This window comes from Burkholderia sp. Bmkn7 (assembly GCF_041103175.1).
Taxonomy (GTDB): Bacteria; Pseudomonadota; Gammaproteobacteria; order Burkholderiales; family Burkholderiaceae; genus Burkholderia; species Burkholderia cepacia.
Genome location: NZ_JBGCUH010000003.1, coordinates 1,740,257 through 1,765,639 on the forward strand (window position 1 = coordinate 1,740,257; position 25,383 = coordinate 1,765,639).

At 68.1% G+C, this 25,383-nt stretch carries 18 protein-coding genes; 13 read left to right on the top strand and 5 right to left on the bottom strand.

Annotated features, from left to right (window positions below; genetic code table 11):
- Positions 1–21: 21 nt before the first annotated feature.
- Genes AB3K92_RS29630 through AB3K92_RS29640 form a run of 3 tightly spaced genes read left to right on the top strand, consistent with a single transcriptional unit; the run spans position 22 to position 1,753 of the window.
- A complete protein-coding gene (locus AB3K92_RS29630; RefSeq protein ID WP_059677689.1) occupies positions 22–936 on the top strand; it encodes a hypothetical protein in 915 nt (304 codons plus the stop codon).
- Positions 933–1,628: a YoaK family protein gene (locus AB3K92_RS29635; RefSeq protein ID WP_048025922.1), complete on the top strand. Its 696-nt coding sequence runs from the start codon at positions 933–935 to the stop codon at positions 1,626–1,628. The genes AB3K92_RS29630 and AB3K92_RS29635 overlap by 4 nt, the downstream gene beginning before the upstream one ends.
- Positions 1,625–1,753, top strand: a complete 129-nt coding sequence (locus tag AB3K92_RS29640; protein ID WP_230952407.1) for an alginate export family protein — start codon at positions 1,625–1,627, stop codon at positions 1,751–1,753. Before AB3K92_RS29635 ends, AB3K92_RS29640 begins: the two co-directional genes overlap by 4 nt.
- A 91-nt stretch (positions 1,754–1,844) precedes the next feature.
- On the opposite strand, the gene AB3K92_RS29645 is transcribed toward AB3K92_RS29640, so the two are convergent.
- Positions 1,845–3,431 carry an acid phosphatase gene (locus AB3K92_RS29645; protein WP_021160821.1) on the bottom strand — a complete coding sequence of 529 codons (1,587 nt, stop codon included), beginning with the start codon at positions 3,429–3,431 and terminating at the stop codon, positions 1,845–1,847.
- A gap of 224 nt (positions 3,432–3,655) precedes the next feature.
- Here AB3K92_RS29645 and AB3K92_RS29650 point away from each other — a divergent pair, with 224 nt between their 5' ends.
- The 3 genes from AB3K92_RS29650 to AB3K92_RS29660 all read left to right on the top strand — a co-directional run bounded on the left by AB3K92_RS29650 (position 3,656) and on the right by AB3K92_RS29660 (position 6,038).
- Positions 3,656–5,041 carry a cytochrome-c peroxidase gene (locus AB3K92_RS29650; protein WP_021160819.1) on the top strand — a complete coding sequence of 462 codons (1,386 nt, stop codon included), beginning with the start codon at positions 3,656–3,658 and terminating at the stop codon, positions 5,039–5,041.
- Positions 5,042–5,169: 128 nt separating this feature from the next.
- Positions 5,170–5,556 (top strand): hypothetical protein, encoded by a 387-nt coding sequence (locus AB3K92_RS29655; RefSeq protein WP_021160818.1) that lies wholly within the window; start codon positions 5,170–5,172, stop codon positions 5,554–5,556.
- Between the two features lie 11 nt (positions 5,557–5,567).
- Positions 5,568–6,038 (top strand): NUDIX domain-containing protein, encoded by a 471-nt coding sequence (locus AB3K92_RS29660; RefSeq protein WP_059677691.1) that lies wholly within the window; start codon positions 5,568–5,570, stop codon positions 6,036–6,038.
- A gap of 70 nt (positions 6,039–6,108) precedes the next feature.
- Here the strand turns inward: AB3K92_RS29660 and AB3K92_RS29665 are convergent, their stop codons facing one another.
- On the bottom strand, positions 6,109–6,552 hold the full coding sequence (locus AB3K92_RS29665; RefSeq protein WP_059649382.1) for a hypothetical protein: 444 nt from the start codon (positions 6,550–6,552) through the stop codon (positions 6,109–6,111).
- A 136-nt stretch (positions 6,553–6,688) separates the two neighbouring features.
- Positions 6,689–8,398, bottom strand: coding sequence for a glutamine--tRNA ligase/YqeY domain fusion protein (locus AB3K92_RS29670; RefSeq protein WP_027787758.1), 1,710 nt, complete (start codon positions 8,396–8,398; stop codon positions 6,689–6,691).
- Between the two features lie 244 nt (positions 8,399–8,642).
- Here AB3K92_RS29670 and AB3K92_RS29675 point away from each other — a divergent pair, with 244 nt between their 5' ends.
- Positions 8,643–8,852 (top strand): ornithine acetyltransferase, encoded by a 210-nt coding sequence (locus AB3K92_RS29675; RefSeq protein ID WP_011351716.1) that lies wholly within the window; start codon positions 8,643–8,645, stop codon positions 8,850–8,852.
- Positions 8,853–9,030: 178 nt separating this feature from the next.
- Positions 9,031–9,585 carry an RBBP9/YdeN family alpha/beta hydrolase gene (locus tag AB3K92_RS29680; protein ID WP_369466431.1) on the top strand — a complete coding sequence of 185 codons (555 nt, stop codon included), beginning with the start codon at positions 9,031–9,033 and terminating at the stop codon, positions 9,583–9,585.
- A 90-nt stretch (positions 9,586–9,675) separates the two neighbouring features.
- Here the strand turns inward: AB3K92_RS29680 and AB3K92_RS29685 are convergent, their stop codons facing one another.
- Entirely contained in the window at positions 9,676–10,896 is a 1,221-nt protein-coding gene (locus AB3K92_RS29685; protein ID WP_048025927.1) for a CaiB/BaiF CoA-transferase family protein, read from the bottom strand.
- Positions 10,897–11,145: 249 nt separating this feature from the next.
- Between AB3K92_RS29685 and alaS the strand changes: the two genes are divergently transcribed.
- Positions 11,146–13,770, top strand: coding sequence for an alanine--tRNA ligase (gene alaS / locus AB3K92_RS29690; RefSeq protein WP_060126119.1), 2,625 nt, complete (start codon positions 11,146–11,148; stop codon positions 13,768–13,770).
- A 230-nt stretch (positions 13,771–14,000) separates the two neighbouring features.
- Here alaS and AB3K92_RS29695 read toward each other — a convergent pair whose 3' ends face one another.
- Complete coding sequence (locus AB3K92_RS29695) at positions 14,001–14,915, bottom strand: LysR family transcriptional regulator (protein ID WP_059486871.1); 915 nt, start codon at positions 14,913–14,915, stop codon at positions 14,001–14,003.
- Positions 14,916–15,039: 124 nt separating this feature from the next.
- On the opposite strand from AB3K92_RS29695, the gene AB3K92_RS29700 reads away from it, so the two are divergent.
- The 4 genes from AB3K92_RS29700 to AB3K92_RS29715 all read left to right on the top strand — a co-directional run bounded on the left by AB3K92_RS29700 (position 15,040) and on the right by AB3K92_RS29715 (position 25,210).
- A complete protein-coding gene (locus AB3K92_RS29700; protein WP_369466433.1) occupies positions 15,040–16,290 on the top strand; it encodes a YbfB/YjiJ family MFS transporter in 1,251 nt (416 codons plus the stop codon).
- Positions 16,291–16,667: 377 nt separating this feature from the next.
- Positions 16,668–18,332, top strand: coding sequence for a ShlB/FhaC/HecB family hemolysin secretion/activation protein (locus AB3K92_RS29705; protein ID WP_369466434.1), 1,665 nt, complete (start codon positions 16,668–16,670; stop codon positions 18,330–18,332).
- A gap of 64 nt (positions 18,333–18,396) precedes the next feature.
- Positions 18,397–21,543, top strand: a complete 3,147-nt coding sequence (locus AB3K92_RS29710) for a GLUG motif-containing protein (protein WP_369466435.1) — start codon at positions 18,397–18,399, stop codon at positions 21,541–21,543.
- A gap of 280 nt (positions 21,544–21,823) precedes the next feature.
- Positions 21,824–25,210 (top strand): GLUG motif-containing protein, encoded by a 3,387-nt coding sequence (locus AB3K92_RS29715; protein ID WP_369466437.1) that lies wholly within the window; start codon positions 21,824–21,826, stop codon positions 25,208–25,210.
- Positions 25,211–25,383 lie beyond the last annotated feature (173 nt).

Here is a 25,383-nt window from a genome sequence, read left to right on the forward strand (position 1 = left end):
CAACAACAAGGACATCCAGTCATGAAAACGATTCGTTCCGCCTTGCTCGCGCTGGCGATCGCCGCCGGCCTCGTCGCGGCGCCGGCCGTGTACGCGAAGCCGCCCGTCCTGCCGGCGGCCACGCCGACGCTCGCCGTCGGGCCGCAATACGACACGACGCACGTGTACGTGGCGCCGGAGGATTTCGATCGCTTCACCGACAGCTTCGTCGCGACGTTCGGCGGCAGCAAGTCGAAGCAGGGCGTGTTCCAGGTCACGCCGACACCGAGCCGTACGATGTCGCAGCTCGTGTTCACGCCGGCCGGCACGATCTCCGTGTTCGGCTTCAAGACGCCGACTCCCTGGCCGTTCGGCGCGGAGCGCACGGGGTATCTCGTCACCGACATGGACGCGGCGATGAAGGTGGCGCGCGAGCACGGCGCGGAAGTGATCGTCGACACGTTCCCCGATCCGATCGGCCGCGATGCGGTGATCGCGTGGACGGGCGGCGTGAAGATGCAGCTCTACTGGCACACGCAGGCGCCGAAGTACGACGCCCTGCAGACAATCCCGGAGAACCGCGTGTACGTGTCGCCGCAGAGCGTGCGCAAGTTCGTGCACGACTTCGTCAAGTTCTCGAACGGCAAGGTGGTGTCCGACGATCTGAAGGCGCCCGGCGTCGAGATCGGCCGCCCGGACGACACCTATCGCCGCATTCGCATCACGTCGGGCTTCGGCAAGATGACGGTGCTCGTGACGGACGGCCACCTGCCTTATCCGTACGGGCACGAGACGACGGGCTACGAGGTGCCGGACCTGGCCGCAACGCTGGAGAAAGCCAGGGCGGCCGGCGTCGACGTGCTCGTGCCGCCGTACACGGCGGACGGGCGCGACGCGGCGCTGGTCCGGTTCCCCGGCGGTTATGTTGCCGAGATCCACGCGGGGGCGGCGCGATGAAGCACGAGGACACGATTCTTGCCGCGGTGGCCGGCTTCGTCGACACGCTGAGCTTCGTCGCGCTGTTCGGGCTGTTCACCGCGCACGTGACCGGCAACTTCGTGCTGATCGGCGCAGGGGCCGCGGGGTTCGGCCAGGGCATCCTGCTGAAGCTGAGCGTGTTTCCCGCGTTCGTGTGCGGTGTCGTCGCGAGCAGCCTGATCGCACGCGCGTTTTCCGGGCGGCCCGCGTGGCAGGGTACGCGGGCGCTGCATGCGGTCCAGGCCGTGCTGCTGCTCGGCTTCTGCGCGGCCGGCGTGTGGGCGTCGCCCGTCACGCAATCCGACAGCCTGCCGGTGCTGCTGGCCGGCATCGTCGGCACGTTCGCGATGGGCATCCAGAACGCGCATCCGCGCGTGATCGCGCGCGCCGGCGTGCCGAACACGGTGATGACCGGCAACGTCACGCAGGCGATTCTCGACGTCGTCGACCTGCTGTCCGCCGGCACGCCCGACAGCGTGCGCACGGCGGCACGCGCGCGCTTCGCGAAGATGTGGCCGGCGATCGTCGCGTTCGCGCTCGGCGCGACGGCCGGCGCGCTGGGCTTTCGCTATCTCGGGTTCTGGGCGCTGCTGGCTCCGGCCGTCGCGCTTGCGGGACTGGCGGCCTGCGCGGGGATGTCGGCCGGCACCGCCGCGCGGGAGCATGCGTGATCGGGCCGCGCATTGCGCAGCAGGTCGATGCGGCGTCGGGCGACCGGCATCCGCACGACGGCCGTGTCGAGGCAGGCGGGCACAACGCCGACCATGTCGGGGTCGCGCTGAAGTACGGCGGGTGACGCGCGCGTTCCGATGAAAAAAGGGCGGCCGGGAGGCCGCCCTTCGTGCGTTCGGGCCGGCGATGACACCGGCCCGCCTGTCGCGATGCCGTTACAGGTTCGGCGACAGTTGCAGCGCGTTCGTCAGGTCGCCCATCGGCTGCCCGCCGTTGGCCTTCAGCGCGTCGTCGCGCTGTTGCAGGCCGGCGAGGCGCGGCAGCGAGAAGCGGCGCGTGATGAAGCGCAGGATCGACGCGGTGTCGTACTGCGTGTGGTCGACGAAACCCTTCTTCGAGAACGGCGACACGATCAGCGCCGGAATGCGCGTGCCCGGGCCCCAGCGGTCGCCCTTCGGCGGCGACACGTGATCCCAGAAGCCGCCGTTTTCGTCGTACGTGACGACCACGACCATGTTCTTCCACTGCGGGCTCGCCTGCAGGTGCGCGAGCACGTTCGCGATGTGCTGGTCGCCGCTCGCGACGTCCGTGTAACCCGGGTGCTCGTTCAGGTTGCCCTGCGGCTTGTAGAACGCGACCTGCGGCAGCGTGCCTGCGTCGATCGCCTTGATGAACTCGCTGCCGTCGGTGCCGCCGTCGAGCAAGTGCTGCGCGCGGCTCGTGCTGCCCGGTGCCTGGTTCGCGTAGTAGTTGAACGGCTGGTGGTGCGGCTGGAAGTTCGGCGCCGTCATGTTCGGGCCGTAGATCACGTTCGCCGTGCCGCTTTGCGCGGCCTGCAGTGCCTGGTTCCACGCACCGCTGTACCACGCCCACGACACGCCCGCGTTGGTCAGCAGGTCGCCGATGTTCTGTTGCGACTGCGGCGGCAGCGTCGTCGCGGCCGACGGGTCGGCGAGGTTCGGATCGCCGCCCGAAGCCGCCTTGTTGCCGCTCGGCTGGTACGGCGGCTGCATCGTGTTGATCGCGTAGAAGTCGGGCGTCAGGTTGCCCGAGTTCACGAACTTCGGCGCGCCGTCGAGCGCGGAAGCGGGCGAGTTGCTCGCGAGCTGCAGCGACTTGCCGTCGGCGGCGACGGCCGAGATCGAACCGGCGGCCGGGCTCTTGTCCGCGTTCGCGTAGAACGGCGCGCACGCGCAGATCAGGTACTGGTGGTTCAGGAACGAACCGCCGAACGCGCCCATGAAGAAGTTGTCGGCCAGCGTGAACTGCTGCGCGATCTTCCACAGCGGCAGCTTCGTCGCGTCGGGCGTGTAGTGGCCCATCACGAGGCCGCCCGAGTCGGCCCATGCGGCGAACATGTCGTTCTTGCCGCCGTTGATCTGCATCTGGTTCTCGTAGAAGCGGTGATACAGGTCGCGCGTCGTCACGCTCATCGGCGTGTTGAAGCCGTTCGGGTCGTCGATCGCGAACGGCGCGTTCGGCAGGTTGGCCGTCATCGCCTCGGTCACGGCCGGCGTCACGCCCTTCGCGGTCAGGCCGCCCCAGGCCTTCGGCAGCGTCGCGAGCGGCTGGCCGTTGCGGTCCTTCTGCTGTGCGCTGGCCGCGGTCACGTTCTGCAGGCCGTTCGCGCCGGGGAAGTTGCCGTACAGGTTGTCGAAGCTGCGGTTTTCCGCGTAGATCACGACGACGTTCTTGACCGTCGACAGGCCCTGCTGCTGCACGTCGTCGCCGCCGCAGGCGGTGAGGGCGGCGGCCGCGGCAACGGCGATCGGTGTAAAGCGAATCCAGGCGTGGTTTTTCATCCGTTGTACTCTCTATCTCTCTCTTGTCGCGTGGGGAACCGGCGCATTCGTGCACCGCCGGTTCGCGAGGTGACCGTGGCATGTCCGGCTGCACGCATTTTGAGGGTGCGATTTGACAGGCGGGTGTAGGCGTCCTTTCGATTGGCTGTCGATGAGTCGTCATGTAACGGTCATGCGGCTGACATAAACTCCGGCCGCTCCTGAACCTACTTTCCGACGAATCGATGAAGCCTCGCCAACCGACAGCCGGCGCATTCGCGCATTCGTGGCTGCATCTCGCCGGCGCATTCGCGCTGGCCGCCACGCTCGTCACCGTTGCCGGCTGTGACGGACAGCCCGGTGCCGGTACGCCGTCCGCGCAGGCCGCGAGCGCGTCGGGCGCGCCGGACGGTGCGCACCCGGTTGCGTCCGCAACGGTTGCCGCGAGTGGCGCCGTGGTCGCGACGAACCAGCCGCAGACGCGCGCACAAGTTTACGAAGGCGTGCGCCGGATGACGGCCCTCGGCAAGCAACTTTTCTTCGACCCTACGCTGTCAGGTTCCGGCAAGCTCGCGTGCGCGTCGTGTCACAGCCCCGATCACGCATTCGGGCCGCCCAATGCGCTGGACGTGCAGTTAGGCGGCGACGACATGAAGCATCCGGGCTTTCGTGCGGTGCCGTCGCTCAAGTACCTGCAGGGCGTGCCGCAGTTCACCGAGCACTTCCACGATTCCGACGACGAAGGCGACGAGAGCGTCGATGCCGGCCCGACGGGCGGCCTCACGTGGGACGGCCGCGTCGATACGGGCGCCGAGCAGGCGCGCATTCCGCTCACGTCGCCGTTCGAGATGAACAGCTCGCCGGCGAAGGTCGCGCAGGCCGTGAAGGCCGCGCCGTACGCGCAGGAGTTCCGCGCGGTGTTCGGCGTGAAGGTGCTCGACGACGATGCGGCCACGTTCAAGGCCGTGCTGCGCGCGCTCGAAACCTTCGAGCAGACGCCCGAACTGTTCTCGCCGTACACGAGCAAGTACGACGCGTATCTCGCGGGCCACGCGCAGCTCACGCCGGCCGAAATGCGCGGGCTGCAATTGTTCAACGACGAAAAGAAGGGCAACTGCGCGAGCTGCCACATCAGCCAGCGTGCGCTCGACGGCACGCCGCCGCAGTTCAGCGATTTCGGGCTGATCGCGATCGCGGTGCCGCGCAATCGCGCGCTGCCGGTCAATCGCGACCCGCGCTTCCACGACCTCGGCGCGTGCGGGCCCGAGCGCACCGACCTGAAGGGCCGCGACGAATTCTGCGGGCTGTTCCGCACGCCGTCGCTGCGCAACGTCGCGCTGCGCAAGACGTTCTTCCACAACGGCGTGTATCACACGCTCGAGGACGTGATGCGCTTCTACGTCGAGCGCGACATTCATCCGGAGAAGTTCTATCCGGTCGTGCACGGCAAGGTGCAGATCTACGACGATCTGCCGAAACGCTACTGGCCGAACATCAACCGCGAAGCGCCGTTCGACCGCAAGCGCGGCGAGCAGCCGGCGCTGAACGCGGCCGAGATCAAGGACGTGATCGCCTTCCTCGGCACGCTGACTGACGGATATCGGCAAACGGCCGCGCCGGCCGGCCACTAGAAGGCGGTGCGGGCGGCACGCATGCTATCCTCGCTCGCTGACAGGCGCAGTGTGCGTGCCGGAGCGCCGGCCCCCGGTTCGCCGGCATGCGCGTTGCGCCGTTTGATCGAATATCCAAGGAGAACAACATGTCGATGCGTGCATCCCTTTCCGTCGTCACGCGCGTGCTGGCCGGCGCCGCGTGCGCAGCCGCGATGCTGCCCGCCCATGCGCAGAACAACCTGAACTTCCTGAACGACACGCCGATCAGCTATTTCAGCAAGGCCGACCGTGCGTCGCTCACGAAGGCGGTTGTGCAAGCACGCGATGAAGGCAAGGACGGCGAGGCCACGACGTGGCAGAGCAGCGGCCGCGGCACGCAGATCGATGCGAAGCTCACGCCGACCACGACCGAGACGGACGGCAAGACCTGCCGCGAAATCGCCACCGAAATCACCGCGAAGGGCCAGACGATGACGCTCAAGCCCGTCTATTGCAAGACCGACGCGGGCAAGTGGCAGTTGCAGAAGCGCTGAGCACGCGTGTGATGAAGCGGGGCGACGCGCCGCGCACGGTGTCGTGCGGCGTCGTGATCCTCGATGCGGCCGGCCGCGTGTTCCTCGCGCACGCGACGGACACCACGCACTGGGACATCCCGAAGGGGCAGGGCGAGCCGGGTGAATCGCCGGCCGACGCCGCGCTGCGCGAGCTGCTCGAGGAAACCGGCATCGCGCTGGCGCCGGCCCGGTTGCTCGATCTCGGCCGCTTTGCGTACCGGCACGACAAGGATCTGCACCTGTTCGCGGTGCAGGTGGCCGAAGGCGAGATCGATCCGGGGCAGTGCACGTGCACGTCGCTGTTTCCGAGCCGTCGAGACGGCTCGATGATTCCCGAGATGGATGCGTATCGCTGGACCGTGCCGGCCGACATCGACGCGTATGCGAGCCGCAGCCTCGCGCGGCTGTTTCGCACGAAGCTGTCGCTGGTGGATCTGCATCGGCGGTTGACGGGCGCGTAACCCTGGCATGCAATAAAAAAACCGGCGCAAGCCGGTTTTTTCATGGTTCGTCCGATTCGCGGCCGGTGAGTCAGGCCAGCCATCGATCGGTGTCGCGATGCTGGTCGAGGCCGATCGCTTCGAACTCGTCGAACGCGTCGCCCTTGGCGACGCCGAGATGGCGAAGCGCTTCGTTGATCGCATGATCCGACACGACGAGCGGGCCGCTTGCGCGGCCATCCGCGAAGCGCGCATGCGCCTGGGTGCCGCTGCCGCCAAAGAATTCGGCTTCGACATAGGCCAGTGCAGCGTGCGCACTCAACTGTTCACACAGCGACAGAAGTGCCGGCGGCAGCACCGTGTCGCCCCCGTCGGTCAACGGGCAGAACGGGATCGCGTGAGCGTTCCGGAACGCGGTGTCGAGCGGGATCATGTCGATGTCGCCGCGCAGGCGGACGACGCGCAGCCCCCGCGGCAGCGGCGCGGACGCAAATGCGCCGGATCTGGCGACGATGGCCTGCAGCGAATAGGGCATGGCGACGGTTCCTGACGTGGCATTCGGGGCAGGCCGCCCCGGCGAGCGGGCAGTCGGGCTGCGCATCGGCGCAGCCGTTGCCGTGCATGACGAACGGCACAGGCGCGGGCGACCGGCGCCGCGCCTGTCCGATCCGTCAGGCCGGCTTGCCCCAGCTGTCGCGCAGCCCGACGATCCGGTTGAACACGGGCTTGCCCGGCTTCGAATCGACACGATCGGCCACGAAGTAGCCGTGACGCTCGAACTGCACGCGCGTTTCCGGCGCGATGTCGCTGTTGCCCGGCTCGACGTATGCCTGGACGATCTTCTTCGAATCGGGATTCAGCGCCTCGAGGAAGTTCGCGCCGCCCGCGTCCGGATGCGGCTCCTTGAACAGGCGGTCGTAGATCCGCACTTCGGCCGGCTGCGCATGCTTCGCGCTGACCCAGTGGATGTTGCCCTTGACCTTGTAGTTGTTCGCGCCTTCGGTGCCCGACTTGCTGTCCGGGAAGTAGTTGCAGTGCACGGCCGTCACGTTGCCGTCGGCGTCCTTGTCGAAGCCCGTGCACTCGATCACGTAGCCGTAGCGCAGGCGCACCTTGTTGCCCGGGAACAGGCGGAAATAGCCCTTCGGCGGGTTCTCGACGAAATCCTCGCGCTCGATCCACAGCTCGCGCGAGATCGGGAACGTGCGCACGCCGCGATCCGGATGGTGCGGATGCACGGGCGCCGTGCACGCTTCCTCGAGGTCTTCCGGGTAGTTGTCGATCACGAGCTTCAGCGGATCGAGCACGGCGACCGTGCGCGCAGCCTTGTCGTCGAGGTCGTCGCGCAGCGCGCCTTCGAAGATGCTCATGTCGATCCACGAATCGATCTTCGTCACGCCGATGCGCTCGCAGAACAGATGGATGCTCTCCGGCGTGAAGCCGCGACGGCGCACGCCGACGATCGTCGGCATCCGCGGGTCGTCCCAGCCGTCGACGTGGCCTTCGGTGACGAGCTGCAGCAGCTTGCGCTTGCTGGTGATCGCGTAAGTGAGGTTCAGCCGCGAGAATTCGATCTGTTGCGGCAGCGGGCGCGTGAACATGCCGGCTTCCGCGAGTTCGTTCAGCACCCAGTCGTACAGCGGGCGGTGATCCTCGAATTCGAGCGTGCACAGCGAATGCGTGATGCCTTCGAGCGCATCCGAGATGCAGTGCGTGTAGTCGTACATCGGGTACACGCACCACGCGTCGCCGGTGCGGTAATGGTGCGCGTAGCGGATCCGGTAGATCACCGGGTCGCGCATGTTCATGTTCGGCGAAGCCATGTCGATCTTCGCGCGCAGCACGTGCTCGCCTTCCTTGAACTCGCCGGCCTTCATGCGGCGGAACAGGTCGAGGTTTTCTTCCGGCGTGCGGTCGCGGAACGGCGACGGCTTGCCGCCTTCGGTCAGCGAGCCGCGGTTCGCGCGCATTTCTTCCGCGCTCTGGCTGTCGACGTATGCCTTGCCGCGCTGGATCAGCAGCTCGGCGAATTCGTACAGCTTGTCGTAGTAGTCGCTCGCGAAGTACTGGTGATCGACCGCGTCCTTGCGCCAGTCGAAGCCGAGCCAGCGCACCGCGTCGACGATCGAGTCGACGTACTCGACGCTTTCCTTTTCCGGGTTCGTATCGTCGAAGCGCAGGTGGCACACGCCGCCGTAGTCGCGTGCGACGCTGAAGTTCAGGCAGATGCTCTTGGCATGGCCGATGTGCAGGTAGCCGTTCGGCTCGGGCGGGAAGCGTGTTTCGACGCGGCCGCCCCATTTGCCGGTGCGGTTGTCGTCGTCGATGATGTTGCGGATGAAATTGGAAGCCGCGGGGGCGTCGTTGCGTTCGGTGCTCATGCGGATGGCGTCAGGTTGTGTCGGCGCGTCGCGCCGGTTTAATCCCGTGATTCTACCTGACCGGGGTCCGTCCCGCGCGGCTGGCGGCGCGGCAGGCGCGGGTTTCGACGGATTATCTCGATATTGTGTCGGCTGTAACACGACGTAAATCGGATTGCCCGGGCCGTTTGGCGTTGCCTATGATGGCTTCACCGATTCAATGCCGCCGCTCGCATGACCGCGCGGCGAGAGGACACCAACAATCATGATGAAGAAGACCACGTTTATCGTTCGTACCGCCGTGATCGTCGCGGCCCTGTCGCAACTCGGCGCGTGCGCCATGACGCATACGCAGCGCAATGCCGGCATCGGCGCGGCCGCGGGCGGCGCGCTCGGCTACCTGGTGACGGGCGGCCCGCTCGGCACGGTCGCCGGCGCCGCGGCGGGCGGTATCGTCGGCGCGAACGTGCGCTGATCGACGACATGACGCGAGCCGCGTGCCACGCGGCTCGTCGTCCGGTCGCGACGCCGTCCCGCACGCGTCCCGGCCCCTTGCACATCCTTCCGGTTTCAGACAGGCAGCATCAGGGAGGAACGGGTGTGCGACACTGCGTCGACGCCATATAACGATTTCACCCGTCGACGCACCTTCCATGAGCTCATTCCCCGTTCTCGTCCTGCCGGGTTACGCCAATTCGGGCCCGCTTCACTGGCAGAGCCGCTGGGAGCGTGCCGATGCACGTTTCTCGCGCGTCGCGATGCCCGACTGGGACCGTGCGTTCCGCAACGGCTGGTGTCTCGCGCTCGATCGCGCGGTCGAAGCCGCGCGCGGGCCGGTGTTGATCGCCGGCCACAGTCTCGGCACGCTCACCACCGCGTGGTGGGCAACCCGCTATGCGCGCCCGGCCGCGCTCGCGAAGGTGCGCGGCGCGCTGCTCGTCGCGCTGCCCGACCCGGGCGGCCCCGCGTTTCCGGCCGATGCGCACGGCTTCGGGCCCGTGCCGCTCGAACGGCTGCCGTTTCCGACCTGCGTCGTCGCCAGCAGCGACGATCCGTACGGCTCGTCCGCGTTCGCGCGCCGTTGCGCGAACGCATGGGGCAGCGCATTCCACGATATCGGCCCGCGTGGCCACATCAATGCGGACAGCGGGCTCGGCGACTGGCCCGAGGCGCACGGCTGGCTCGACGCGCTCGCCCGCCGCGGCTGACGGCGCGCGGCGGGGCGGCTGCGGCAGCGGCAACTGCGGCAGCCGCCTGCCCGCCGGCACCGGCGCCGGGCGCCGTGCACGGATCGCCTCTCAGATCGCCTGTTTCGCGCGCAGCCGGGCGATCTTCGCGTCGTCGTAGCCGAGCATGTCGCGCAGCACGTCGTCGGTCTGTGCGCCGAGCAGCGGCGGGGCGGTACGCGCGTCGGGCGGCGTCACGCTCATCCGGATCGGGTTGCGCACGAGCTTCGCGTTCGCGCCGCTCGGGTGCGGCAGCGACACCTGCATCCCGCGCGCGACGACCTGCTCGTTGTCGAACACCTCGTCGAGATCGTTGATCGGCCCGCACGGCACGCCGGCCGCTTCGAGCACGTCGATCCAGTCGGCCTTGCCGCGCGCCTTCACCATTTCCGCGAGGATCGGCACCAGCGTGTCGCGGTGACGCACCCGCGACGGATTCGTCGCGAAACGCTCGTCGTCGGCCAGCTCGGGCCGGCCGCCCGCCTCGACGAACTTGCGGAACTGCCCGTCGTTGCCGACCGCGACGATGATCCACCCGTCGCTCGTCTGGAACGTCTGGTACGGGACGATGTTCGGATGCGCGTTGCCCCAGCGCACCGGCGGCTTGCCGCTCGCGAGGAAGTTGGTGTTCATGTTCGCGAGCAGCGCGACCTGCACGTCGAGCAGCGCCATGTCGATGTACTGGCCTTCGCCCGTCCGGTCGCGGTGGGTGAGGGCGGCGAGCACCGCGATCGTCGAGTAGAGGCCGGTCGCGAGGTCGGCGATCGCGACGCCGGCCTTCTGCGGGCCGCCGCCCGGCTCGCCGTCGCGTTCGCCGGTGATGCTCATGAAGCCGCCGATTCCCTGGACGATGAAATCGTAGCCGGCACGATGCGCGTACGGGCCCGTCTGGCCGAAGCCGGTGACCGAGCAGTAGACGAGGTCGGGCTTCACCGCGCGCAGCGATTCGTAATCGAGCCCGTATTTCTTCAACTGGCCGACCTTGTAGTTCTCGAGCACTACGTCGCTTTGCGCGGCGAGTTCGCGCACGATCTGCTGGCCCTCGGGCGTCGCGATGTCGACCGTCACCGAGCGCTTGTTGCGGTTCGCCGCCAGGTAGTACGCGGCCTCGGCGGTATCCGCGCCGTCCGCGTCCTTCAGGTACGGCGGCCCCCAGTGGCGCGTGTCGTCGCCGGCGCCGGGGCGCTCGACCTTGATCACGTCCGCGCCGAAATCGGCAAGCGTCTGCGCGCACCACGGGCCCGCGAGCACGCGGGTGAGGTCCAGCACGCGGATATGGCTCAGGGCACCCATCGTCGAATCGTCTCCTTTCATGGCTGGCCTTGGCAGGCAAGGCGAATTGGCATGCCGAGCATCTTAAGGCGAATCGGCGTCGCGAGTGGCCCAGCCGGGCCGGCAGGAGGCCCGAGCCGCTTTGCCGGCGCTTTGCCCGGAAGCCGGCCCCGATCCCGTATAATCGATCGTTTCCGAATCCATGCCGCCGCGCGCCGCCCAAGGGCGCCGGCGTTTGAAGCCGTCTTTGCCAGACTGTCCCCGCACGCCATGAAAGCTGCCGAAATCCGCGAGAAATTTCTCAAATTCTTCGAATCGAAGGGCCACACGATCGTCCGCTCGTCGAGCCTCGTGCCCGGTAACGACCCCACGCTGATGTTCACGAACTCGGGCATGGTCCAGTTCAAGGACGTGTTCCTCGGCACGGACCCGCGTCCGTACTCGCGCGCCACGACGGCGCAGCGCAGCGTGCGCGCGGGCGGCAAGCACAACGACCTCGAGAACGTCGGCTACACGGCGCGCCACCACACGTTCTTCGAGATGCTCGGCAACTTCTCGTTCGGCGACTACTTCAAGCACGACGCGATCAAGTTCGCGTGGGAACTGCTGACCACGGTCTACCAGCTGCCGAAGGACAAGCTGTGGGTGACCGTGTACCAGGAAGACGACGAAGCCTACGACATCTGGGCGAAGGAAGTCGGCGTGCCGACCGAGCGCATCATCCGCATCGGCGACAACAAGGGCGCGCGCTACGCGTCGGACAACTTCTGGACGATGGGCGACACCGGCCCGTGCGGCCCGTGTACCGAGATCTTCTACGACCACGGCCCGGACGTGTGGGGCGGCCCGCCGGGGTCCCCTGAAGAAGACGGCGATCGCTACATCGAGATCTGGAACCTCGTGTTCATGCAGTTCAACCGCGACGCGCAGGGCAACATGACGCGCCTGCCGAAGCAGTCGGTCGACACCGGCATGGGCCTCGAGCGTCTCGCCGCGGTGCTGCAGCACGTGCACAGCAACTACGAGATCGACCTGTTCCAGAACCTGATCAAGGCCGCCGCGCGCGTGACCGAGGTCAGCGACCTCACGAACAACTCGCTGAAGGTGATCGCCGATCACATCCGCGCGTGCTCGTTCCTGATCGTCGACGGCGTGATCCCCGGCAACGAAGGCCGCGGCTACGTGCTGCGCCGCATCGTGCGCCGCGCGATCCGCCACGGCTACAAGCTCGGCCGCAAGGGCGCGTTCTTCCACAAGCTGGTGGCCGACCTCGTCGCCGAGATGGGCGTTGCCTATCCGGAGCTGAAGGAAGCCGAGCAACGCGTGACCGACGTGCTGCGCCAGGAAGAAGAGCGCTTCTTCGAGACGATCGAGCATGGCATGTCGATCCTCGAAGCCGCGCTGGCGGATGTCGAAGCCAAGGGCGGCAAGGTGCTCGACGGCGAACTCGCGTTCAAGCTGCACGATACGTACGGCTTCCCGCTGGACCTGACGGCCGACGTGTGCCGCGAACGCGGGATGACGGTCGACGAGCCGGCATTCGACGACGCGATGGCGCGCCAGCGCGAGCAGGCGCGCGCGGCCGGCAAGTTCAAGGCGACGCAGGGCCTCGAATACACGGGCGCGAAGACCACATTCCACGGTTACGAGGAAATCGCGTTCGACGACGCGAAGGTCGTCGCGCTGTACGTCGACGGTTCGGCCGTCAACGAAGTGAAGGCCGGCCAGGATGCGGTCGTCGTGCTCGACCACACGCCGTTCTACGCGGAATCGGGCGGCCAGGTCGGCGACCAGGGCGTGCTCGCGAACGCCGCGACGCGCTTCGCGGTGGCCGATACGCTGAAGGTGCAGGCCGACGTGATCGGCCACCACGGCACGCTGGAGCAGGGCACGCTGAAGGTCGGCGACGTGCTGCGCGCGGAGATCGACGCGCACCGTCGTGCGCGCACGCAGCGCAACCACTCGGCCACCCACCTGATGCACAAGGCGCTGCGCGAAGTGCTCGGCGCGCACGTGCAGCAGAAGGGTTCGCTGGTCGACGCGGAAAAGACCCGTTTCGACTTCGCCCACAACGCGCCGATGACCGACGACGAAATCCGTCGCGTCGAGCAGATCGTCAACAACGAAATCCTCGCGAACGCGCCGGGCATCGTGCGCGTGATGCCGTACGACGAAGCGGTGAAGGGCGGCGCGATGGCGCTGTTCGGCGAGAAGTACGGCGATGAAGTGCGCGTGCTCGACCTCGGCTTCTCGCGCGAACTCTGCGGCGGCACGCACGTGCACCGCACCGGCGACATCGGCCTGTTCAAGATCGTCGTCGAAGGCGGCGTCGCGGCCGGCATCCGCCGCGTCGAGGCGATCACCGGCGACAACGCGCTGCGCTACGTGCAGGAACTCGACGCGCGTGTGAACGAAGCGGCAGCGGCGCTGAAGGCGCAGCCGTCGGAACTGACGCAGCGGATCGCGCAGGTGCAGGACCAGGTGAAGTCGCTCGAGAAGGAGCTGGGCGCGCTGAAGTCGAAGCTCGCCTCGAGCCAGGGCGACGAACTCGCGCAGCAGGCCGTCGAAATCGGCGGCGTGTACGTGCTGGCGGCGACGCTCGACGGCGCGGACGCGAAGACGCTGCGCGAAACGGTCGACAAGCTGAAGGACAAGCTGAAGAACGCGGCGATCGTTCTGGCGGCCGTCGAAGGCGGCAAGGTCAGCCTGATCGCAGGCGTCACGCCGGACGCGAGCAAGAAGGTCAAGGCCGGCGAGCTCGTGAACTTCGTCGCGCAGCAGGTCGGCGGCAAGGGCGGCGGCCGTCCGGACATGGCGCAGGCGGGCGGCACCGAGCCGGCGAACCTGCCGGGCGCGCTCGCGGGCGTGAAAGGCTGGGTCGAAGAGCGCCTCTGATCGGCCTGGCCGGCGCGGCGCCCGCAAGGGCGGAGCGCCGGCCCGCACCGCGCGATTCTTTCGACGGAATCGCATGAAACGACCCGATCGGCATCGGTGCCGGCCGGGTCGTTTTGCGTTTACGCGCTGTGTGGGGCCGATCCGCCATCGTGCCTGACGCACGAACGGTTGCCCGGTACGCAAACGGACGGTGCGTGAGTGCGCCGTCGCGCGCCCGTTGGCGGATCGCTTCAGGCCGGCAGCGCCACGTGCGCTTTCTGTACGGCGTCCTGCTGCCGCTCGGCTTCCCCAAGCGCATCGCGTAGCGCGGCGAGCGCCGCCGACGCATAACCCTGCCGCCACGCGAGCAGCGTGTCGATGCCCTCCAGCTCGGGGATCACGTGTGCGGCGATGTTGCCGGTTTCGGGCTGCAGGTCGAGCACCGAACGCGGCGCGACCGCGACGCCCGCGCCGGCCGCGACACACGCGACGATCGCGTGATACGAGCCGAGTTCGAGCACGCGCGCCGGCTTGACGCCGTGCGCCGCATACCACTGTTCGACGTACTTGCGATACGTGCAGCCGCGCTCGAATGCGATCAGCGTCGGCAGGATCACGTCGCGCGGCGTGCGCACCGGTGGATGGCCGCGCGGCGTGAGCAGCACGAGATCCTCGCGGAAGATCGGCACCGTCTCGAACGTGTCGGGCAGCGTGTCCGGCGCCGGCGGGCGCGCGAACAGCGCGGCGTCGATCTCGAAGTCGCGCACGCGCTCGATCAGCCAGCCCGTCGTGCCCGTCACCAGTTCGAGCGACACGTCGGGCCAGGCGTGGTGATAGCGCGCGAGCACGGTCGGCAGCCGGCTCGCGGCCGTGCTTTCCATCGTGCCGAGCCGCAGCCGACCGCGTGGGGTGTCCTCGCGCACCGCGTCGCGCGCCTCGTCGGCGAGCGCGAGCAGGCGCTCCGCATATGGCAGCAGCGTGTGCCCGGCCGGCGTCAGCACGAGCCGGCGGCCGTCGCGCACGAACAGCGCCGCGCCGAGTTCTTCTTCGAGCTGCTTGATACGCGTCGTCACGTTCGACTGCACGCGATTGAGCTTGGCCGCCGCGCGCGTCACGCCGTTCTCGCGCACCACGGCCCGAAATATCGCCAGTGCCGCCAGATCCATGATTCTCTCCTAGCGATGAATGGATTCTCAATTATTCATTTTTCGAGAACGTTTGGTCAAGCTACGATGGAAACGTTCCGATTTCCGATCCGGCCGGCGCGTTCCGCGCGCGGCCCATGCCGCCATGTCCCGTTCCGATGCCCCGAGCGCCGCCGCCGGCGCGCCTTTCGTCGACGATACCGACCGCCGCGCCCGCACGGTCGCGCTGGCCTGCATGGTCGGCCTCGCGATCGTGCTCGGTGTCGGCCGCTTCGCGTTCACGCCGCTGCTGCCGCTGATGCTCGCCGACGGTTCGATCGGCCTGAAGGCCGGCGGCTGGCTCGCATCGGCGAACTACGCGGGTTACTTCGTCGGTGCCGTCAGTTGCGCCGCGCTGCGGGTGGCGCCCGCGCGCATGGTGCGCGTCGGGCTCGTGGCCACCGTGTTGCTCACCGCCGCGATGGGTGTCGGCCACCTGCTGCCCGTGTGGCTCGCGGTGCGCTTCGTCGCGGGCGTCGTCAGCGCATGGACCTTCGTCTTCATGTCGCAATGGGGGCTGCGGCGGCTGGCCGAACTGGTCGCGCCGGAGTGGAGCGGGGTGATCTACGCGGGGCCCGGCGTCGGCATCGTGGTGACGGGGCTGATCGGCAGCGCGCTGGCCGGCCAGCGCGCGGCGTCGGGCTGGCTCGGTTTCGCGGCGCTGTCGGCCGTGCTGTCGGTCGCGATCTGGCGCACGTTCGGCAGTGCGCCGGTGTCGGCAGCCATGCCGCCGGCCGTGACTGCCCGGCATGCGGCGACGGTCGCGGCGCCGCACGACGCGCGGCGCCATCGTGCGGACGCCGCTTGGCTCGTCGTGCTGTACGGCATGCCGGGCTTCGGCTACATCATCACCGCGACGTTCCTGCCCGTGATCGCGCGCGCCGCGCTGCCGGCCGGGTCGCCGTGGCCCGACCTGTTCTGGCCGATGTTCGGCGCGGCGCTGATCGTCGGCGCGGTCTCCGCTTCGCGGCTGCCCGGCCACTGGGACAACCGGCTGCTGCTCGCGGCCGGTTGCGCGACGCAGGCGCTCGGCATCGCGGCCGGGATCGTGTGGCCGAACGCGGCCGGTTTCTCGGTCGGCAGCCTGTTGCTCGGCCTGCCGTTCACCGCGATCACGCTGTTTGCGATGCGCGAGGCGCGGCGCCTGCATGGCGAACGCGCGGCCGGGCTGATGGGCTATGCGACCGCGTCGTACGGCGTCGGGCAGATTGCGGGGCCGCTCGTCGCGGCGCCGCTGGTGGCGCGATACGGGTCCTTCACGCCCGCGCTGTGGATCGCGGCCGCGGCGCTGCTGGCCGGGGCGGCGGGGTTCGTGGCGATGACGGCGGTTGCCGGTGCGCATCGACGGCGCGCGTGATACCGACGGACGATGCCGTCGGCGCGCACGGGCAACGTGTCGATTGCCCGGGGACGATGCCGTTTCGATCGGGGTAAATTAATAGGATTACTATTTTTCCCGGAAGCGGATTAGTACGCGACTGATTTTTAACGACGATTGCTGCGCAAATTTCGTACCTGATCTACATACATCCGGAATGCCTGTCTGTAGCATCCGCCGAATAAATTGATCGCCGGAGGGGTCCGGCGATTGCACTTCGGATGCAGTGGCGCATGTGGGTAGATCAACGAAGAATTATCGTCCGTTGCCGTAACGACATCGGTTGTTTCGTCATCGCGGGCGCAAGTACAGCCGGTTCACCGCCCGGGGTTGTTGCCGACAGTGGTGTGCCGCGCGTGCTTCGGGGCGCCGGCAGCATGCTGTGCCTGTCGTTGCTGTGGGGCGCGGGCGTGGCGGGCGTGCCCGGGCAGGCACACGCACAGGTGCCGAACGCCGGAGCGACGATGCGCGATGTCGAAACGTCGCGTCCGGCGCTGCCGCCGAAAGCCGCGCCCGATCTCGAGATCGTTCCGTCCGAAAGCGCCGCGCAACCGCAACCGGATGCCGGGCCGCGCATCGCCGTGCGCGCGTTCCAGATCGGCGGCAACACCGTATTCGACACCGCAACGCTGCAGGCGCTCGTCGCCGGGCTGGCGGGCGACGCGCTCACGTTTGCCGACCTGCAAGGCGCGGCCGAGCGGATCACCGCCTACTATCGCGAGCGCGGTTACGTGCTCGCGCGTGCCTACTTGCCGAAGCAGGACATCGAAGACGGTGTCGTGCGCATCGAAGTCGCTGAAGGGCGCTACGGCAAGATCGAGATCCGGAATCATTCCCGCGCACTCGACGCCGTGCTGCGGCAGCCGCTTGCCGCGCTGCATCCGGGCGACGTCGTCCGCGGCTCCAGCCTCGAGCGGAGCCTGTTGCTGCTCGACGATCTTGCGGGCGTCGGTGCGCGCGGCACGCTGCGCCCCGGCGAGGTGCCGGGCACCACCGATCTCGTCGTCGATGCCGAACGCGGGCCGCCCGCATCCGGGTCGCTCGAATTCGACAACTTCGGCGGGGTGTCGACGGGGCGCTACCGCGTCAGCGGCAGCGTCGACGTCAATGCGCCGTTGCGGCTCGGCGATCGCCTGAGCCTGCGCGGGCTCGTCAGCGACGAACGGCAACGCTATTACCGCGCCGCCTATCAGGTGCCGGTCGGGCCGGCCTCCACGCGGGTCGGCGTCGCGTATTCGTCGTTGCGCTACCGGGTCGCGGGGCGGTTTTCCGATCTCGAGATGAGCGGGCGCGCCAGCGTCCAGACCGTCTATGTCGCGCAACCGCTCGTGCGTGCGCGCGATTTGAGCGTCACCGCGCAGGTGCAATACGAGAACAAGAACCTGCACGACACCTACGGCACTTTCTCGCGCCAGAACGACAAGAACGTCGGCCTGTGGACCTTCGGGCTCAGCGGCAACAGCCAGGACGGCTGGCTGGGCGGCGGCCGCAACGGCTTCTCGGTGATGTTCGGCGTCGGGCGTTTGCGCAGCAACGATGTGTTCGAGTCGAATCCGCTGACGAAGTCGATCGGCGGTTTCAAGAAGCTCAACGTGGACGCGCAGCGGATCCAGGCGCTGGGCGGCCGTTTCCAGCTGTACGGGCAGGTCAGCGCGCAGTTCGCGTCGCGCAATCTCGATTCGTCGGAGAAATTCAGCCTCGGCGGCCCATACGGCGTGCGGGCGTACGCGCTCGGCGAAGGCAGCGGCGACCAGGGCTGGCAGGCCAGCGCGGAACTGCGTTATCTCGCCGCGCCGGGGTGGCAGGTCAGCATGTTCGTCGACGCGGGCGCGGTGCAGCTCAACCGGCATCCGTGGACGGGCGAACGGAATACGCAACACATGCAGGCGGCGGGTATCGGCGCGACCTGGTTCGGCGCGAAGCGCCAGGTGTCGCTGACGGCCGCATTGCCGCTTGGTCGGGGTGGCGATTCGCCGACCCGCGCACCGAGCGTATGGGTTCAGGCCGCTCAGTATTTCTGAGTTGGCGTGATCAACTGCTCGGTTGTTTCACGAGCATTCAAAAACTACATAAATAGGATTCCAAATGAACAAGGCATATTCATTGGTATGGAACGACGTGCAGGGCGGCTGGTGCGCGGTGAGCGAGACCGCGCGTCGCCGCGGCAAGACGGGTAGCGGCAAGCGCCTGCTGGCGGCCGGGGTATCACTGCTGGGCCTGGCGGCGACGAGCGCGTATGCGCTGCCGACGGGTGGCGCGGTGGCCTCCGGGAAGGCGGACATCGCGACGTCTGCGGACGGCAAGACGATGTCGATCAACCAGCACACGGACAAGCTGATCACGAACTGGCAGGACTTCAGCGTGGCCGGCGGCGAGCGTGTGTCGTTCAAGCAGCCGGACGTCAAGTCGATCGCGCTGAACCGCGTGATCGGCACGAACGGCAGCCAGATCCACGGGCAGATCGATGCGAACGGGAAGGTGTTCGTGGTGAACCCGAACGGGGTGGTGTTCGGTGCGGGTGCGCAGGTGAATGTGGGCGGTCTGGTGGCGTCGACGAAGGACATCTCGGACAAGGATTTCCTCGCAGGCACCTACCGGTTCTCGGGCACATCGGGCCAGTCGGTGGAGAACGCGGGGACGATCGCGGCGACCGAGGGCGGTAGCGTCGCGCTGCTGGGCGCACGGGTGTCGAACACGGGCGTGATCCGTGCGAAGGCAGGACGCGTGGCGCTGGGCGCAGGCGACGCGTTCACCGTGAACTTCGACGGCAACGGCCTGCTGAACCTGCAGGTGGAAGGCGGCGCGATGGACGCGCAGGCGCACAACGGTGGTCTGCTGAGCGCGGAAGGCGGCGAGGTGCTGATGACGGCGCGCGCGGCGAACGGCCTGCTGAACGCGGTGGTGAACAACAGCGGGCCGATCGAGGCGCAGGGTTTGAAAGAGCGCAACGGGAAGATCGTGCTGGACGGCGGCCTGGTGCAGGTCGCGGGCAAGCTGAACGCGGCGGGCGGTGACGTGACGACGCGCGGCGAACAGGTGAAGGTGGCGGGCGACACGCAGGTCGACACGCGTTCATCGTCGGGCCGCACGGGCACGTGGACGATCGAATCGGCGAATGCGAGCGTCGCGAATGCAGACGCCGCACTGGACGCGGCAACGCTGTCGCGCACGCTGGCCACGACGAACGTGGCGTTGACGAACACGTCGGGCGACCTGGCGGTGGATGGCGCAGTGAACTGGACGAGCGACCATACGCTGGCGCTGACGTCGCAAAAGGGCGACGTGGCGCTGAAGCGGGCGGTGGCGGCGAGCGGCGCGAAGGCGAGCGTCAAGGCGAACGCCGCAGGTGAAATCCGTGTGGACGACAAACTTGCGCTGACGGGCGACCAGGCGCATCTGGAGCTGAACGCGAAGAAGGGCCACCGGTTCACGCAGGACAACGCATCGGCCACGCTGTCGGGCCGCAACGCATCGTTCTCGTCGAACGGCGAAGGGTATCAGGTGATCCACGACGTGGCGGGCCTGCGTAACGTGGACCGCGACCTGAACGGCCGTTACGTGCTGGGTAACGCGATCGACGGCAAGGGTGTGGCGTTCCAGAGCATCGGTGCGAACAGCGCATTCGAAGGCGTATTCGACGGCCTCGGCAACACGGTGTCCCGACTGAACGTTACCGGGTTCGCTCCCTCCATCGGCCTGTTTTCCGAGAACAAGGGGCGTATTGCCAATCTCGAGCTCGTTTCGCTGATCGTGAACAATCAGGCTAACGTGCGCAACTCGCAGGTCGGCGGCCTGGCCGGCGTCAACCGCGGGACGATCTCGAATGTCCGCGCGGCGGGGATGACGGTCGCGTCCACATCCCCCATCCGGGGCGAGAGCGTGGTAGGGGGGCTCGTCGGCGTCAACGATCACGGCGTGATCGATGGCGCGCGCTTCCAGGGCCGTATCAGCGGTAACGAAAAGGCGACGACGATCGGCGGGATCGCCGGTAATAGCGTTGGCGGCGCGCGTATCGCGAACAGCCACGCCGACGCCGAGATCACGAGCAAGGACGCATCGGCGACCGGTTTGTATATGTTGGGTGGCCTGGTCGGCATGAACTTGGAGTCGACCGTGTCGAACTCGTCGAGCGGCGGCAAGCTTTCGGCGGGCGTCAACGCGGTCGCGGGCGGTCTGGTCGGTTACTCGGCCGGCGGCGCGATCGACCACTCGACGTCGTCGATGGCCGTGTCGGCCGGCAAGGACGCCGCTGTCGGCGGTGCGGTCGGCTGGAACGCCGGTGCGGATCTGTCGAACGTGTCGGCGATCGGCAACGTCAGCGCGACGTCCGGGGCCACGATCGGCGGTCTGGTCGGCGGCAACGAAGGCAACGTTCGCGATTCATGGGCAAGCGGCACCGTCACCGCGGCAGCCGGTAGCACGATCGGCGGCTTCGTCGGCAGCAACGACAACGGCGCGATCAGCGGGTCGCACGCGTCCGGCAACGTCAGCGGAAACGGCGCGGCCGCAGCAGGCGGCTTCGCGGGTAACAACGCCGGAGGCGTCCTCGCGGACGTGTCTTCGCAGGGGCGCGTGACCGGTGCCGCGAGCGAGCGGGTCGGCGGCCTCGCGGGCGCGAACACCGGAACGATTCGACAGGCGGTGGCGGCCGGCGACGTGAGCGCCGGCAACGCGAGCAAGGTCGGCGGGCTCGTGGCCGTCAACGACGGGAAGATCGAAGATTCGCGCTCGAGCGGCACCGTGCGCGGCGGGCTGGACAACACGATCGGCGGTCTGGTCGGCGAGAACAACGGCACGATCGCATCGTCGAGCTCGACGTCGAACGTTGCCGCAGGGAGCGGCAGCTACGTGGGCGGCCTGGTCGGTTTCAACAAGGGAATCGACGCCGTGGTGAGTGGCTCGAAGGCCTTCGGCAACGTCACGGTCGCCAACGGGCTTGCCATTGGCGGGTTCGTCGGCTGGAACTACGGGACGATCGCCGATTCGGAATCGTCGGGAACGGTGACGAGCACCGCCACGATCGGCGGCGGCTTCGCGGGCGGCAACTCCGGCACGATCCGGTTGTCTGGCACGAGTTCGAAGTTCGATTACCCGGCGCAGGCGCGGCCGTCGCTTTATGGCGGTTTCGTCGGGATCAATACGGGAAGCATCAAGTCGAGTGAGACGACGGGCGCCGCAGCGAGTGAACGGTTCGCCGGCATGAACCGCGGCATCGTCGAAGCCAAGCGGTAATTCGTGTCGGTGCGGGGGAGGGGGCAGCGTATGGCGCCGACGCATTCGCGCCGTCGCGGCGCCGTCCCCCGTTCCCGATCGTCATGCGACTCCTTCGTCAAGTGGTATGCAAGGTACCCGCAGCGGCCAGTCGACTCGAGGGCACGATCGCTCGGCACCGTGCATGGTCAGCGCTTGGCCGGGCGCATGTATGCGTTCAGGCCTGTGCGGAATTTCCGGGCAGGCATGACGGTCGCTCGCTTTTCGCGAGCATTCAAAATCCAGATAAAGAGGATTCCAAATGAACAAGGCCTATTCATTGGTATGGAACGAAGCGCAGGGCGGTTGGTGCGCGGTGAGCGAGACCGCGCGTCGCCACGGTAAGACGGGCGGCGGCAAGCGCCTTCTGGCGGCCGGGGTGTCGCTGCTGGGCCTGGCGGCGACGAGCGCGTATGCGTTGCCGACGGGTGGCGCGGTGGCCTCCGGGAAGGCGGATATCGCGACGTCTGCGGACGGCAAGATGATGTCGATCAACCAGCACACGGACAAGCTGATCACGAACTGGCAGGACTTCAGCGTGGCCGGCGGTGAGCGTGTGTCGTTCCAGCAGCCGGACGTCAAGTCGATCGCGCTGAACCGCGTGATCGGCACGAACGGCAGCCAGATCCACGGGCAGATCGACGCAAACGGGAAGGTGTTTGTGGTGAACCCGAACGGGGTGGTGTTCGGTGCGGGTGCGCAGGTGAATGTGGGTGGTCTGGTGGCGTCGACGAAGAACATCTCGGATGCGGATTTCCTGGCGGGTAACTACCGGTTCTCGGGCGCTTCGGGACAGTCGGTGGAGAACGCCGGGACGATCGCGGCGACCGAGGGCGGTAGCGTCGCGCTGCTGGGCGCACGGGTGTCGAACACGGGCGTGATCCGTGCGAAGGCAGGACGCGTGGCGCTGGGCGCAGGCGACGCGTTCACCGTGAACTTCGACGGCAACGGCCTGCTGAACCTGCAGGTGGAAGGCGGCGCGATGGACGCGCAGGCGCACAACGGGGGGCTGCTGAGCGCGGAAGGCGGCGAGGTGCTGATGACGGCGCGCGCGGCGAACGGCCTGCTGAACGCAGTGGTGAACAACAGCGGGACGATCGAGGCGCAGGGTTTGAAAGAGCGCGAAGGGAAGATCGTGCTGGATGGCGGCCTGGTGCAGGTTGCGGGCAAGCTGAACGCGGCGGGCGGTGACGTGACGACGCGCGGCGAACAGGTGAAGGTGGCGGGCGACGCGCAGGTCGACACGCGTTCATCGTCGGGCCGCACGGGTACGTGGACGATCGAGTCGGCGAACGCGAACGTCGACGGCGCGGACGCTGCGATCGGCGCGGCAACGCTGTCACGCGCGCTGGGCACGACGAACGTCGCATTGACGAACACGTCGGGCGACCTGACGGTGAATGGCGCGGTGAACTGGGCGAGCGACCATACGCTGGCGCTGACGTCGCAAAAGGGCGACGTGGCGCTGAAGCAGGCGGTGACGGCGAGCGGCGCGAAAGCGAGCGTCAAGGCGGACGCCGCAGGAGAAATCCGCATCGACGACAAACTTGCGCTGACGGGCGACCAGGCGCATCTGGAGCTGAACGCGAAGAAAGGCCACCGGTTCACACAGGACAACGCATCGGCCACGCTGTCGGGCCGCAACGCATCGTTCTCGTCGAACGGCGAAGGGTATCAGGTGATCCACGACGTGGCGGGCCTGCGCAACGTGGACCGCGACCTGAACGGCCGCTACGTGCTGGGCAACGCGATCGACGGCAAAGGCGCGGCGTTCCGGAGCATCGGCGCGAGACGCGCGTTCGAAGGCGTGTTCGACGGCCTCGGCAACACCATTGGCGATCTGTCGATCTCAAATCCGGGCAGCAACGCCGTCGGCCTTTTCGAGGCCAACGGCGGGCGTATCGCGAACCTCGGGCTCGACAGGATCTCGACGCGCGCGGTCGTGCCCTACGGCCGCACACCGGCCAGCGTCGGCACACTGGCGGGCTACAACTTCGGCACGATCTCGGACGTGAAGGCGACGAACGTCGTGGTGAGCAGCGAAGGCATGGCGATTGTCGGCGGCCTCGTCGGCAGCAACTACGGCGGATCGATCGAGCGTGCGTCCGTGCTGGGTTTCGTCAACGGCGGCAACGATGCGCTGCATGTCGGCGGGCTGGCCGGTGAAAACATCTCGTTCGTCTCGCCCGGTGCCGACGACGCGCTGATCCGCGACAGCCGTGCCGACGTCCAGGTCGTCAGTGCGTCGAACGGCAGCGCAGGCGGGCTTGTCGGGGACAACCACGGTGTCGTCGACAGGTCGACGGCGACCGGCATCGTCAACGCACGCGGCAGCGGCGCGCGCGTCGGCGGGCTGGTGGGCGTCAACAATGGCGGCGTGATCAACGCGTCGACGGCCGCCGGCGATGTGCGGGGCGTCCGCAATGCATCCGTGGGCGGCCTCGTCGGCCACAACGCGGGTCGGGTGGACGCATCGACGTTCAAGGGCATCGTCGCGGCGACCGACGGCGCGCGTGTGGGTGGCCTCGTCGGCGAAAACCGCGGCGTCGTGCATGCGTCGACGGCAGTCGGCAGGGTAATGGGCGGCGCGTCGAACGTCGGCGGCCTCGTCGGCGCCAACTTCGCGAGCGTGAGCGATTCGACGGCCAGCGTCAACGTCGACGCCGGCATGGCAGGTGTAGCGGGCGGGCTGGTCGGCTACAACGCAGGCAGGATCGACGCGTCGAGCACGGACAGCTACGTTACGGCAGCGGCGAGCGGCATCGCAGGCGGGCTGGTCGGCCGCAATGCGGCGACCGGCGAAGTGCTTGCGTCGTCGGCTGCTGGCGACGTGATCGCGGGCGACTTCGCAACGGCGGGCGGTCTGGCCGGCGTGAACGACGGCGCGATCCACGGTTCGTCGTCGAAGGGGGCCGTGATGGCCGGCATGATGGCGCAGGCCGGCGGTCTGGTCGGCGTCAATGCGGGCACCGTGCAGGCGTCCGCATCGACGGGTTCGGTCGTCAGCGATTTCGAGAGCGTCGTCGGCGGCCTCGTGGCGTCCAACAGCGGCGTGATCGACGGATCGTCCGCGTCGGGCGACGTCCGGGTCGGGTTCGGCAGCATCGCTGGCGGGCTCGTCGGCCGCAACACGGGTACGGTGCGCGACGCCGGCGCGAAGGGCACGGTCGCCGTGACGGGGACGGGCAAGGCCGGCGGGCTGGTCGGCTTCAACGCCGGCCGCGTGTCGTCGTCGAGCGCAAGCGGCGACGTGCTGGCCGATCGGGGCAGTTCGGTCGGCGGCCTGATCGGCGAGAACGCCATTGGCGCGTCGGTCGAGCACTCGAGCGCGACCGGTTCGGCGGCCGGCGGCCACGACAGCTATGTCGGCGGCCTGGTCGGCTTCAACAGCGGCATGGTCGCATCGTCGTCGGCGGCCGGCACGGTTTCGGGTGGCTATTATGCGCGGCTCGGCGGCCTGGCCGGCGCGAACTTCGGCACGTTCGACAACGCGACGACGGCAACCCGCGTTGCGCTGACGCCGGGTTACCGCCAGCAAGCCGGCGCGTTCGCGGCCCTGAACTTCGGCCTTTTCAAGGGCAGCAGCGCAACTGGTGCCGCAGCGGGGATGCCGCTCGCCAACCTCAACTACGGCCAGATCCGCGACTGACCGGTGCCGACCATGCCGGCGGCCCGGCCCGGCCCGGCCCGGTCTGACCTGACCTGACCGGATCGCCGGCAAGCCTGCCGCACGCGGCGGCCCGCGCAGGAACGGGCCGCCGCGTGCAAGCGGGACGCACCTCGCCGGGCATGCGCGCGCATGCCCGGTGCGCGAACCGGCCG

What these genes read in the sequence shown, in the direction of transcription:
- AB3K92_RS29630 (WP_059677689.1), top strand. Translation starts at nt 22, where the DNA reads ATGAAAACGATTCGTTCCGCCTTGCTCGCGCTGGCGATCGCCGCCGGC.
- AB3K92_RS29655 (WP_021160818.1), top strand. Translation starts at nt 5,170, where the DNA reads ATGTCGATGCGTGCATCCCTTTCCGTCGTCACGCGCGTGCTGGCCGGC.
- alaS (WP_060126119.1), top strand. Translation starts at nt 11,146, where the DNA reads ATGAAAGCTGCCGAAATCCGCGAGAAATTTCTCAAATTCTTCGAATCG.
- AB3K92_RS29660 (WP_059677691.1), top strand. Translation starts at nt 5,568, where the DNA reads ATGAAGCGGGGCGACGCGCCGCGCACGGTGTCGTGCGGCGTCGTGATC.
- AB3K92_RS29665 (WP_059649382.1), bottom strand. Translation starts at nt 6,552, where the DNA reads ATGCCCTATTCGCTGCAGGCCATCGTCGCCAGATCCGGCGCATTTGCG.
- AB3K92_RS29650 (WP_021160819.1), top strand. Translation starts at nt 3,656, where the DNA reads ATGAAGCCTCGCCAACCGACAGCCGGCGCATTCGCGCATTCGTGGCTG.
- AB3K92_RS29680 (WP_369466431.1), top strand. Translation starts at nt 9,031, where the DNA reads ATGAGCTCATTCCCCGTTCTCGTCCTGCCGGGTTACGCCAATTCGGGC.
- AB3K92_RS29715 (WP_369466437.1), top strand. Translation starts at nt 21,824, where the DNA reads ATGAACAAGGCCTATTCATTGGTATGGAACGAAGCGCAGGGCGGTTGG.
- AB3K92_RS29675 (WP_011351716.1), top strand. Translation starts at nt 8,643, where the DNA reads ATGATGAAGAAGACCACGTTTATCGTTCGTACCGCCGTGATCGTCGCG.
- AB3K92_RS29710 (WP_369466435.1), top strand. Translation starts at nt 18,397, where the DNA reads ATGAACAAGGCATATTCATTGGTATGGAACGACGTGCAGGGCGGCTGG.
- AB3K92_RS29700 (WP_369466433.1), top strand. Translation starts at nt 15,040, where the DNA reads ATGTCCCGTTCCGATGCCCCGAGCGCCGCCGCCGGCGCGCCTTTCGTC.
- AB3K92_RS29645 (WP_021160821.1), bottom strand. Translation starts at nt 3,431, where the DNA reads ATGAAAAACCACGCCTGGATTCGCTTTACACCGATCGCCGTTGCCGCG.
- AB3K92_RS29635 (WP_048025922.1), top strand. Translation starts at nt 933, where the DNA reads ATGAAGCACGAGGACACGATTCTTGCCGCGGTGGCCGGCTTCGTCGAC.
- AB3K92_RS29685 (WP_048025927.1), bottom strand. Translation starts at nt 10,896, where the DNA reads ATGGGTGCCCTGAGCCATATCCGCGTGCTGGACCTCACCCGCGTGCTC.
- AB3K92_RS29695 (WP_059486871.1), bottom strand. Translation starts at nt 14,915, where the DNA reads ATGGATCTGGCGGCACTGGCGATATTTCGGGCCGTGGTGCGCGAGAAC.
- AB3K92_RS29670 (WP_027787758.1), bottom strand. Translation starts at nt 8,398, where the DNA reads ATGAGCACCGAACGCAACGACGCCCCCGCGGCTTCCAATTTCATCCGC.